Source organism: Pseudomonas sp. P5_152 (genome assembly GCF_033989915.1).
Taxonomy (GTDB): Bacteria; Pseudomonadota; Gammaproteobacteria; order Pseudomonadales; family Pseudomonadaceae; genus Aquipseudomonas.
The window spans coordinates 5913044-5924505 of the sequence record NZ_JASFAH010000002.1 but is presented as its reverse complement, the minus strand read 5'-3'; the positions used below and the strand labels follow the sequence as shown (position 1 = coordinate 5924505).

Here is an 11462-nt window from a genome sequence, read left to right as displayed (position 1 = left end):
CTTGGGGCGCTGGATCAGTGGGCAAACAGCGAGTTGCCCTTCTGCCCGGCCAGTTTCTCCGGCTTGACCAGGAAACGCGCCAGCGCTGGCAGCAGCCACAGGGCGCCAAACATGTTCCACAGCAGCATGAAGGTCAGCATCAGGCCCATGTCGGCCTGGAACTTGATTGCCGAGAAGATCCAGGTGCACACGCCGATGGCCAGGCACAGGCCGGTGAACAGCACCGCCTTGCCGGTGGATTTCAGCGTCTGGTAATAGGCCTCCTGCAATGGCAGGCCGGCACGCAGGAAGCTTTCCAGGCGGCTGTAGATGTAGATGCCGTAGTCCACGCCAATCCCCACCCCGAGCGCCACCACCGGCAAGGTCGCAACCTTCACGCCGATGCCCATGAAGGCCATCAGGGCGTTACCCAGCACCGAGGTCAGGACCAGCGGCAAGACGATGCACAAGGTCGCCGCCCAGGAACGGAAGGTGATCATGCACATGGTGGCTACACAGATGTAGACCAGGATCAGGATGGTCAGCTCCGACTCCTTGATCACCTCGTTGGTGGCCGCCTCGATCCCGGCGTTACCGGCGGCAAGGATGAACTCCAGGCCATCCTTGTTGTTTTCCTTGGCAAACTCCTGCACCGCATGTACCGCACGGTCGAGGGTTTCGGCCTTGTGGTCGTTGAGGAACACCAGCACCGGCGCCAGGGAGCAACTGTTGTTGTACAGGCCGTCGGCGCGGGCGATGGAGTTGTTCAGCACGTCAGGGTTACGCGACAGGGTTTCCCATTTCAGGTTGCCCTCGTTCATGCCCTTGATCATCTGCTTGGACACGGTCACCAGGGAAATCGCCGACTGCACGCCCTCGGTGTTCTGCATTTTCCACATCAGCTCATCGATCGGTGCCATGGCCTCGTAGCGCGAGCAGCCTTCGGACTTGGTCTTGACCATCACCACCAGTACGTCGGAGCTGGTGGAATAGTTGTTGATGATGAAGTTGTTGTCCTTGTTGTAGCGCGAGTCCGGACGCAGCTCCGGTGCGCCCTGGTCGAGGTCACCGATTTTCAGGTTTTTGCTGTACCACAGGCCGCCACCGAAGGCGATCAGGGCGATCAGGATCGACACTGGCGCGACTTTGGAGCTGGCGAAGTTCGACAGCAGGCGCCAGAACGGGTGTTCGCGGGTTGCGTCCTTCTTGCTTTTGGCGATGGCACGCTTGCTGATGCCGACGTAGGAAATCGCCACCGGCAACAGGATCAGGTTGGTGAACACGATCACCGCCACGCCGATCGAGGCGCCGATGGCCAGCTCGCGAATCACCCCGATGTCGATGATCAGCAGGGTAATGAAGCCCACCGCGTCCGCCAGGATCGCGATCATGCCCGGCAGGAACAACTGGCGGAACGTGCGCCGGGCTGCGGTCAGCGCGTTGTCGGCCTCGCTGGATTGCAGGGCGATACCGTTGATTTTCTGCACGCCGTGGGAAATACCGATGGCGAAGATCAGGAACGGCACCAGCATCGAGTACGGGTCCAGGCCGAAGCCGAACGCATGCATCAAGCCCAGTTGCCAGATCACCGCCACCAGGGTGGTACTCAGTACGGCGATGGTGCTGCGCACGCAGTTGGTGAACCACAACAGCAGGACCAGGGTGATGACAAAGGCCACGCCGAAGAACAGCACCACCATGATCAGGCCATCGATCAGGTCACCGACCTTCTTGGCAAAACCGACGATGTGAATCTTGATGTTGGGGTTCTGTTGCTCGAACTTGTTGCGGATCTTGTCTTCAAGTTCGTGGGAGAACTTCTGGTAGTCCAGCGCCAGCAGCTTGCCCTGGTCTTGCGGGTCCGGGTAGGACTCCAGCAGCGGAATGTCGACGATGCTCGACTTGAAGTCGTTGGACACCAGGCGCCCGACCTGGCCGGACTTGAGCACGTTGTTGCGCAGCAGTTCGAGGCTGTCGGCCGAGCCGTTGTAGCTCTGCGGGATCACTTCACCGCCGGCAAAGCCCTCCTCGGTCACTTCGGTCCAGCGTACGCTGGGGCTCCACAGCGACTTCAGGCCCGAGCGATCGACGCCGGAGATGTAGAACACCTCGTCGTTGATCTGGCGCAGGGTCTCCATGTACTCCTTGGAGAAGATGTCACCATTGGTGGCCTCCACCGAAATCCGCACGGTGTTGCCCAGGTTCGCCAGGTCGTTGCGATGCTCCATCATTTTTTCAATGAACGGATGCTGCAGCGGGATCATTTTTTCGAAGCTGGTGGAAGGCCGGATCAGCGTCGCCTGCCAGAACAGGAAAATGCTCACCAGCAGGCAGATCACGATGACTGCCGGGCGGTTGTTGAAAATCAGGCGCTCGAGAAACGTCGCCTTGTCTTGATGATGACTGCTCATGGATGTCATTTCTCCGCCTTCTTATTATTTGCCCGGCTCATTTATTCAGTTCTGCACCGGTTGGCGAAGTGGCGCGAACGCCGCCCTGTCCGACCAAAATCAAATTGCCGTTGCCTGCCGCCGTGACGCCCGCCACCGAAATCCGGTCTGGGCGATTGAACACACTGAAGGTCTGCCCGTCGTCATTGCTGCGCACCACGCTGCCGCCGTTGCCGACGATCACGATCGAGCCATCCTCGAGCAAGGTCGCGCCAGACAGGCCGAATTCCAGGGCGCCGCGCGCGGCCTTGAGCTCGACCGGCTCCCAGTTGCTGCCAAAATCGCTGGAGCGGAACAGGTTGCCGCGCAAGCCGTAGGCCAGCAGCGTCGATGGCTGGGCGGTGCCGATGACCCCGAACAGCGAACCCTCGTACGGGCCTTCGACCCGTTCCCAGGTCTGGCCCCAGTCGGCGGAGCGGAACATGCTGCCCTGCTCTCCGACGATGAACAGGCCGGCATCCTTGACCGCGGCAATGGCGTTGAGGTGGTACTGATCTTCGTTGTCGAGGCGGTCACTGACGTCTTCCCAGGTTTTCCCGGCGTCGGTGGTTTCCAGTAGCGCGCCATAGGCACCCACGGCAAAGCCGTTGCTGGCGTCCTTGAACCAGACGTCGAGCAACGGCGCTTCGCGCTTGAGGTCTTCGAACTGCTTGGTCCAGGTCACACCGCCGTCGGCACTGGCGAGGATCTGCGCATCGTGACCGACGGCCCAGCCATGCTGGTCATCGACGAAGAACACCGAGGTCAGCAACTGCCGCGAAGGCACCTTGGCCTGGGTCCAGGTGCTGCCCTGGTCATCGGAATAGAGAATGTGCCCGCGGTCACCGACCGCGATCAGCCGTTTGCCGGCATGCACGACATCGAGCATCAAGCCCTTGGCGGACTTGGCCGACTCAATGGAATAGACCGTATCGACGGCTGGCGTGGCATTCGCCAAGGCCGGTGCCGACAGGACCGCGCTGCCCAACAGCGAGAGCGCTGTAGCCAGCAACGCGAATCTGCGTAGTGCCGGCGGGCGGCCAATACCCACACCCATGACAGGCTCACTCATAGACCTTTCCCCCATTATTATTGTTAGGTCGTTCAACCTTTCAGGGCGCCGTGCGGGGCGTGCTACCGGATGACCGGATTCAGCGTTGAGCTGAAACCTGCAATCTAGAGCCCCTTCTCGGAAGCTGGCCTATCCTATCCAGCTTTAGAATCGTCTGACAATCGACGCCACGTTATGTTTTGTTAACTTGGGGAGTAAGGGTAGGCGCTGAATGGCAAGGCATTCGTGCGCATGATGAAAAAAGGCCACGAAGGTTAATGCCGATCAGTTAAGCCCTTTTGTAGGAGCGAGCTTGCTCGCGATGGCGGTGGGTCAGGCGCCATCGATGTTGAATAGGAAACCGCAAGCGGGCACCGCAAGCGGGAGCCCGCTCCTACCTAAGCCAGGCTTTTGCTGACCACCTCGAAGACGTCGCTGGACAGCTCGCCCGAGGCGCGGATGCGTTCCAGTTCGGCTTTCATCAGCGCCTGGCGGGCGCTGTCGTATTTGCGCCAGCGGGTCAACGGCGCCAGTTGGCGCGAGGCGATCTGCGGATTGAAGCCGTTGAGCTCGATCACCAGGTCGGCGAGGAAGCGATAGCCCGAGCCATCGGCGGCGTGGAAGTTGATCAGGTTCTGCCCGGCGAACGCCCCCACCAGCGCCCGGACCTTGTTCGGGTTCCTGAGGTTGAACGCCGGGTGCTCCATCAGTTGCCGCACGCGCTGCAAGCCACCCGGCAGGCCGCTGCCAGCCTGAACGCTGAACCATTGGTCCATGACCAGCGGATTGTCCTTGAAGTGCTCGGCGAAGCTCGCCAGGGCCTTGGCCCTCTCGGCCTCGAACGGCGAATTGACCAGCACCGCCAACGCCGTCAGGCGCTCGGTCATGTTGTCGCAGGCCTCGAACTGCTCGAGGGTCGCGGCCAGGACTTCAGGCTTGGCGCTGAGCATCAGGTAGGACAAGGCGATGTTCTGCAGGCTGCGCCGGGCAAAGTGCTCGGCCTCAGCGAGGTACGGCGTCTGCCGGGACAGCTCGCGATTGGCCTGGTAACGCAGCCACAACCCTTCGAACAGTTGCTCGGCCAGTTGTTTGCGAGCAAATTCACGGGCGGCATGAATTGCCTCGACGTCCGCCACTTCGCTGATTTCGGTCAGGTAGGCTTCACTCGGCAGCGAGAGCATTTCGGCAACCATGGCCTGGTCCAGGCTCGGATCGGCGAGCACGCTGCGCAGCGCTTCGATCAAACGCTGGTCGAGGGCCAGTGCCTGCCCCGCCTGGTGCTGGCCGATCAGTTCCTGGAGCACTTGCACCGACAGTTGCTGGCCGGCTTCCCAACGGTTGAAGCCGTCGCTGTCGTGCTGCATCAGGAACATCAATTGGTCGCGGTTGTACGGGAAGCTCAGTTTCACCGGTGCCGAGAAACCGCGCAGCAAGGACGGCAGCGGGTGTTCGGCAATGTCGAGGAAGGTGAAAGTCTGTTCGGCTTCGGTCACCGACAGCACGCGGGAGGTGCCACTGGCCGCCGCTTCGCCGCTCAGGCGCAGGGCAATCGCCGCGCCCTGGCGGTCCAGCAGGCCCAGTTCCAGGGGAATCACGAACGGCAGTTTCTGCACCTTGTCCGGGGTTTCCGGGCAGCTCTGGCGCACGGTCAGGCTGTAGGTCCGGGCGGCGGCGTCGTACGACTCGCTGACCGCCAGACGCGGCGTACCGGCCTGGCTGTACCAGCGCTTGAACTGGGTCAGGTCGACGCCGTTGGCGTCTTCCATGGCCTTGATGAAGTCATCGCAGGTCACGGCCTGACCGTCATGGCGCTCGAAATACAGGTCGCTGCCTTTGCGGAACCCTTCGTTGCCGAGCAAGGTGCGGATCATGCGCACCACTTCCGAGCCCTTCTCGTAGACCGTCAGGGTGTAGAAGTTGGAGATCTCGATGAAGCTGTCCGGGCGCACGGCATGCGCCATGGGGCCGGCATCCTCGGCGAACTGATGGGTGCGCAGGTAGGCGACGTCCTCGATCCGCTTGACGGTGCGCGAATGCATGTCAGCGGAGAACTCGGCATCGCGGAACACCGTGAAACCTTCCTTGAGCGACAACTGGAACCAGTCGCGGCACGTCACGCGGTTGCCCGACCAGTTGTGGAAGTACTCGTGGGCGACCACCGCCTCGACCCGCTGGTGGGCGGCATCGGTTGCGGTTTCGGCCCGGGCCAGCACGCAACTGGAGTTGAAGATGTTGAGACCCTTGTTCTCCATGGCACCCATGTTGAAGTCGTTGACCGCGACGATCATGAAGATGTCCAGGTCGTACTCGCGACCGTAGACTTCTTCGTCCCAGCGCATGGACTTCTTCAGGCTGTTCATGGCGTGCTGGCACTTGTCGATGTTTTCCGGCTCGACATAGATGCGCAGGGCCACGCTGCGTTGGGTCATGGTGGTGAAGGTGTCTTCGACGCACCACAGGTCACCGGCCACCAGGGCGAACAGGTAGGCCGGTTTCATGAACGGGTCTTCCCAGGTCGCCCAGTGCCGGCCGTCTTCGCCTGGCCCTGAGGCAATCGGGTTGCCGTTGGACAGCAGCACCGGATAGCTGTGCTGCTCGGCGCTGACCGTGGTGGTGAACTTGCTCATCACGTCCGGGCGGTCGAGGTAGTAGGTGATCTTGCGAAAACCCTCGGCCTCGCACTGGGTGCAGAACATGCCACTGGACTTGTACAGGCCTTCCAGGGCGGTGTTGGTTTGCGGGTGGATGCGCACGCTGGTATCGACCGTGAAGCTGGCGCTGGTCGGGTGCAGGGTCAGGTGGCTGTCGCTCAACTGATAGTCGGCCGGCGTCAGCGTGTTATCGCCCAGGGCCACCGACAGCAGTTCCAGCTGCTGGCCGTCGAGCACCAGCGGCGGCAGGCCGGCGCCTTGGGCCGGGTTGCGGCGCATCACCAGTTGCGCATGGACCAGGCTGTGGTCCTCGAACAACTCGAAGGTCAGGTGCGTCTCGTCGATCAGGTACTCAGGCGCCTGATAGTCCTTCAGGTAAATCATCTTCGGTTGTTCGGTGCGCATGGCTCGAATCCTTCTACTGATGCACGGCGAGCTGGTAGGCCGTGTATTTACGAATATTGATCACGCCGGTGTCGAAGATCAGGTACTGGCCCTTGATCCCCATCAGCGTGCCTTCGGCAATCGGGTTCTTGTCCAGGTTAAAACTGACAATCTTCGCCGGGTATTGTTGCACCGGGTAATGGATCTCCAGCGGCTCGACATCGGTCACCGGTTGGATCGCCTGCAAGCCAAAACGCGCCTGCAAGCCTTGCAGGCCTTCGGCACAGCTGGCAAATAGTTGATCGCGAACCGCGGCCAGGTCGACCGCGGGCGCTTCGCCCTTGAGCAAGGCGCGCCAGTTGGTCTTGTCGGCCACCTGGCTGCGGAACAGGTCTTCGACGAACCCCGATTGCTGACGGGTCGACACCCGCATGATGGGCAGTACCTGGCGGGCGCCCTGGTCGATCCAGCGGGTCGGCAACTGGGTGGCGCGGGTGATCCCGACCTTGACCCCGGATGAGTTGGACAGATACACAATGTGATCGGTCATGCAGAACTGCTCGCCCCAGCCCGGGTCGCGGCAGGTGCCGGCGTCGTAGTGACAGCGTTCCGGGCTCATGATGCAGACGTCGCACTGCGCCAGCTTGGTCATGCACGGGTAGCAGTAACCCTGGCTGAAGCTGGTCTTGGTCTTGCGTCCACAATGGCTGCAGTGGATCGCCCCCAGGAACTCCAGGCGCAGCGTGCTGCCGATCAGCGGGTTGACCGGCACCTCGGTATCGCCCAGGCGAAAAGCGTATTGCACCGCCGACGCGTCGAGGCGCGCCGACATTTTACTGATTGCACCGCGGCCAATCTCGATCAATGGATGGCATCCGACTTGAACAGGATATTCGGCACTTCGATGGACTTGGAGCTGCATTCCTGCGGGCCCATGTAGCCGGTGCGCTGGTCTTCGGGCAGGTTCTGCACTTCCCAGGCAATCATTGCCTGCAACGACAGTTCACGCTGCTCGGCGGTGAGTTTGCCGCCGTCGGACCACTTGCCGATCTCCACTGCCAGTTTCAGGCTCTGGTAGATCTCGGGGGTGATGTTGTTGATCATTTCGCTAAAAGAGGACATCAGGGTCTCCGTGCTCTTCATTTACTAAACAGATTAGAGGGCTGTTTTACGACGACTGTACAAGCCGCCCAACAAACCGGTGGCGCAGCCGACGAGTAACCCGCCGACGTGGGCCGCATTGGCGATTTCGCCGAAACCGATCAGCGAGATCAGCCCCGACAGACAGAGCACCAGCCACACCAGCATCATCACCAGCACGCCACGCGGCAAGCGATAAGCCGGGTTCGGCGCCAGCCATTGGTAGATCCAGCAGTGCCCAAGCAGGCCGTACAGCACTCCGGACAGGCCGCCGAACAGCCCCGGACCGCCGTAAAAATACTGGGCGTAGTTCGACACCAGGCTGAACAGCAGGGTCAGGCCCAACAGGTTGATGCCACCCTGGCGCGCTTCGATGCGCCGTCCCAGTTCCCAGTACCACATGCCGTTCATGGCCACGTGCAGGAAACCGAAGTGGATCAGCATCGGCGTCACCAGGCGCCACCACTGCCCTGCCGCCAGGCTGTCGGCCAGGGGGGTGAAATGGATGTACTCGCCCACCACGCGAAACTGCAGGAAGGTGAACCAGCGCATCGTATCGAGGTTGGTCCCCAGTAAGGTGATAGCGCCGACGATCAGGGTCAGCAACAGCACCAAGGCGGTCATGGGGCTGGCGCGCAGTTGCGCAATAAAACCCGGACGCTGGGATTTCGCCGCGGGCGGCAAGTCCAGTTGCTGATCGGGATCACCTGCTGGAAACCGCTCGTACAGCGCGCGCACGTCTTCGCTGACGGCGTGCGGCACCCAGAGCACCTGCTGTCCCGCCTCCTCGCTGACTCGATGGGGCACCTGCATACGTTGCAGCAGTTTGACAAAACCACTGAGGTCCACAGTCAGGGGCAGACGTAATACAGCAACAGCACTCATTGCAGGGCCTCCGGCCGTTCGACATCGACCCAGACGAATTTGCTCGGGTCGAGTCGGGTTTCCTGGTCAAGTCGATAGGCAACCAGCTTGCCGTACAGCACTGCGCTGTAGTCCAGGCACGCCAGGTTCTGGCGGATGGGCGCTGGTTTGCCGCTGCGCCAGTAGTGGCCGACGAACAACAAGGGCTCGTCGACGCCATAGCGCAGCAGGGTGTCTTTTTCCACTGGGGTCAGCGGGGTCCGGGCCACGGGTTCGGGCAAGGCGTCCGGCTGGAACACGATGTCGCCGTAGGTCTGCGGGTTGTCTTCCCAGAACTTGGTACGGAAGAACGAACGCGTCAGGCCATCGCCGCTGGTCATGGTCAAGCCGTGGGGCAGGCGCATGTCGGTGCCGCGCAACAGGCGGTCGAAGGCCATGCAGGCAAAGCTGCCGCTGACCGCCGCGGCCTGGACGAAGTGTTCATCCACGCAGCCGTCAGGGTGCTGGCGGCGCAGCAGGTCGATCAAGCCACCGTCCCAGCAGGCATGTACTACCCGGAAACGCCCGGCGTCGACAAACAGCGGCATCTCGTAGAACCATTCGAGGAAGTCGTGCCAGTCTGCGGGGTGGTGGGCAAACTGGCTCAGGGTTTCGTCGATCAGCCGGGCATGGCGCGGGGTGTGCTCGCGCACGTACTGCTTGCCGCTGCCCGGTGGTGCCGGTGTGCTCCAGCCCAGCGCGTTGAACTCGTGGTTGCCCATGATGCACAGCGCCTGGCCTGCCTCGACCATGTCGTGCACCAGGTGCAGCGCCTCGCGGATGCGCGGGCCACGGTCGATGACATCGCCCAGGAACACCGCCATGCGCGATGGGTGACGCCACACGCCACCCAGCTTGTGGTACCCGAGTCGGTCCAGCAGATGCTCAAGGGTATGAGCGCAACCGTGCACGTCACCGATCAGGTCGTAGCTACGCGCGGGATCGAGCATCAGTCGCCTCCACCACCCAAACGGCTGCCCCAGCCAAGCTTGGTCCGGCAGACTTCGTAGTAGTTGTGGTCCAGTGGGTGGATCAGCCGCAACTTCTGCGCCTTCTTGCTGATAGTGATGGTGTCGCCGGGGGCGCAGGTAAAGTGATTCTGCCCATCACAGGAAACCTGCGGGTAAATCTGCATATCCTTGGACACGACGATTTTCAGCTCACTGTTGCCATCGACCACGATCGGCCGTCCGGACAAGGTATGGGGGTACATCGGCACAATCACAATGGCATCGAGCTTGGGGTGCATGATCGGGCCGCCGGCCGACAGCGCGTAGGCCGTGGAACCGGTGGGTGTGGCGACGATCAGGCCGTCGGCTTTCTGGCTGCAGACGAACTGGCCGTCGATGTACAGCTCGAACTCGATCATCCGGGTCGACTTGCCGGGGTGCAGCACCACGTCATTGAGGGCATCGCCCTGGCCGATGGCTTCGGCATGGCGGCGCACTTCGGCCTGGAGCAGGAAGCGGTTTTCCACCAGGTAGTGGCCGTCCAGCACTTCGGCGACCTTGACTTCCAGCTCGTCGGGGCGGATGTCGGTGAGGAAACCCAGGTTGCCGCGGTTGATCCCCAGCACCGGGATGTTGTGTCGCGCCAGTGCCCGTGCGGCGCCCAGCAGGCTGCCGTCACCGCCGACCACAATCACCATGTCGCAGACTTCGCCAAGCATCTTGCGCGACGAGGTCTGCAGGCCGTGGCCGGGCAGGACTTCGGCGATGGTGTCTTCGAGAATCACGTGCAAGTGCCGGTCAAGCAGGAATCTTTTCAGTCGGCGAACGGTATCCAGCACCTGGGAACTGCCCAGGCGACCGATAATGCCGATATTGCGAAATTGCTCCATGGGGCTCCTGCGGGGGTCTGCGACGGCGAAAACCACGATTATGGGCGAAAGCGCTGCGTAGACAAAATCCTTTCAGCCGGGACTTTAGAAGCTATGCTCGCAAAATGATCCTGTTCCCCGATTTGCTCACCCTGCCCCACCAGTTGCACCACCCGCAAGTGCGCGACCTGGCGTGGGTGATTCTCGCCCCGCCGATGCTCAGCGCCACACCCTGGCCGCAACGCCATCCGCTGGCCGGCAGCGCCTGGGTGAACGATCCGCAGCGCCTGGAGCGCTGGCTGCGCGAGCTCGACCGCGACAGCTACGCGCTGCTGCACTGGTTGTCCCAGGCTCGCACCCGGCGCCTGGGCCTGTATTACGAACGTCTGTGGCAGTTTGCCGTGCAGCATGCGCCGGGGATCGAACTGATTGCCGCCAACCTGCCGATCCGCCGCGAAGGTCATACCCTGGGGGAGCTGGACATGTTGCTGCGCGACCGCGACGGTGTGCATCACCTGGAGTTGGCAATCAAGCTCTACCTCGGCCCGCAACAAGGCAACGGCCAGGACCCCGCACAGTGGCTGGGCCCCGGTTGCCACGACCGACTGGACCTGAAGCTGGCGCACCTGAGCCAACACCAGCTGCCGATCTCCGCGCGCCCGGAGAGCCGCGCGGCCCTGGCCGCCCTGGATATCGGGGAGTTCAGTGCCAGGTTGTGGCTCGGCGGCTATCTGCTGTACCCGTGGCCGGGGCACGCCGAACCCCCGACCGGTGCCCACCCGCAACACCTGCGCGGCAGCTGGCTGCACCAGAAGGACTGGCCGGCCTTTGTCGCGCAACGCCCGCCCGGACGCTGGGTAAACCTGCCCCGCCACGCCTGGCTGGCGCCTGCGCACTACAGCGCCGACCAGGCCTGGCGCCCGGAGCAACTGCACGCCTGGCTGGTTGAGCTGCAACCCATGGCGCCGGCACAGCTGATGGTGCGCCTGAGCGAAAACCCTCAGGGCGACTGGGAGGAAGCCGAACGGTTGTTCCTGGTTTCTGATTTGTGGCCGAACGTTCCGGGGTCGAGCTGAGATGTGCGGTGGCTGGGTCGGCCTCATCGC

9 protein-coding genes are annotated in these 11462 nt (G+C 62.4%); 1 reads left to right on the top strand and 8 read right to left on the bottom strand.

Going from position 1 to position 11462, the window contains the following annotated elements:
- Positions 1-14: 14 nt before the first annotated feature.
- The 8 genes from QMK50_RS27050 to QMK50_RS27015 all read right to left on the bottom strand — a co-directional run bounded on the left by QMK50_RS27050 (position 15) and on the right by QMK50_RS27015 (position 10377).
- On the bottom strand, positions 15-2390 hold the full coding sequence (locus QMK50_RS27050) for an efflux RND transporter permease subunit (RefSeq protein WP_413787313.1): 2376 nt from the start codon (positions 2388-2390) through the stop codon (positions 15-17).
- Positions 2391-2427: 37 nt separating this feature from the next.
- Positions 2428-3480, bottom strand: a complete 1053-nt coding sequence (locus QMK50_RS27045; protein ID WP_320334476.1) for a YCF48-related protein — start codon at positions 3478-3480, stop codon at positions 2428-2430.
- A 377-nt stretch (positions 3481-3857) separates the two neighbouring features.
- Complete coding sequence (gene pepN, locus QMK50_RS27040; RefSeq protein ID WP_320334475.1) at positions 3858-6515, bottom strand: aminopeptidase N; 2658 nt, start codon at positions 6513-6515, stop codon at positions 3858-3860.
- Between the two features lie 13 nt (positions 6516-6528).
- Complete coding sequence (locus QMK50_RS27035) at positions 6529-7359, bottom strand: DUF2797 domain-containing protein (protein ID WP_320334474.1); 831 nt, start codon at positions 7357-7359, stop codon at positions 6529-6531.
- Entirely contained in the window at positions 7356-7616 is a 261-nt protein-coding gene (locus QMK50_RS27030) for a YeaC family protein (protein ID WP_095168815.1), read from the bottom strand. The genes QMK50_RS27035 and QMK50_RS27030 overlap by 4 nt, the downstream gene beginning before the upstream one ends.
- 33 nt (positions 7617-7649) lie before the next feature.
- Positions 7650-8519, bottom strand: coding sequence for a rhomboid family intramembrane serine protease (locus QMK50_RS27025; protein WP_320334473.1), 870 nt, complete (start codon positions 8517-8519; stop codon positions 7650-7652).
- Complete coding sequence (locus tag QMK50_RS27020; protein WP_413787332.1) at positions 8516-9490, bottom strand: metallophosphoesterase; 975 nt, start codon at positions 9488-9490, stop codon at positions 8516-8518. Before QMK50_RS27020 ends, QMK50_RS27025 begins: the two co-directional genes overlap by 4 nt.
- Complete coding sequence (locus QMK50_RS27015) at positions 9487-10377, bottom strand: NAD(+) kinase (RefSeq protein ID WP_095168818.1); 891 nt, start codon at positions 10375-10377, stop codon at positions 9487-9489. The genes QMK50_RS27020 and QMK50_RS27015 overlap by 4 nt, the downstream gene beginning before the upstream one ends.
- Before the next feature lie 104 nt (positions 10378-10481).
- Between QMK50_RS27015 and QMK50_RS27010 the strand changes: the two genes are divergently transcribed.
- Positions 10482-11432, top strand: coding sequence for a DUF1853 family protein (locus tag QMK50_RS27010; protein WP_320334471.1), 951 nt, complete (start codon positions 10482-10484; stop codon positions 11430-11432).
- Positions 11433-11462 lie beyond the last annotated feature (30 nt).

Coding starts and splice junctions, on each gene's coding strand:
- QMK50_RS27050 (WP_413787313.1), bottom strand. CDS start 2,390: ATGAGCAGTCATCATCAAGACAAGGCGACGTTTCTCGAGCGCCTGATT.
- QMK50_RS27045 (WP_320334476.1), bottom strand. CDS start 3,480: ATGAGTGAGCCTGTCATGGGTGTGGGTATTGGCCGCCCGCCGGCACTA.
- pepN (WP_320334475.1), bottom strand. CDS start 6,515: ATGCGCACCGAACAACCGAAGATGATTTACCTGAAGGACTATCAGGCG.
- QMK50_RS27030 (WP_095168815.1), bottom strand. CDS start 7,616: ATGTCCTCTTTTAGCGAAATGATCAACAACATCACCCCCGAGATCTAC.
- QMK50_RS27025 (WP_320334473.1), bottom strand. CDS start 8,519: ATGAGTGCTGTTGCTGTATTACGTCTGCCCCTGACTGTGGACCTCAGT.
- QMK50_RS27015 (WP_095168818.1), bottom strand. CDS start 10,377: ATGGAGCAATTTCGCAATATCGGCATTATCGGTCGCCTGGGCAGTTCC.
- QMK50_RS27010 (WP_320334471.1), top strand. CDS start 10,482: ATGATCCTGTTCCCCGATTTGCTCACCCTGCCCCACCAGTTGCACCAC.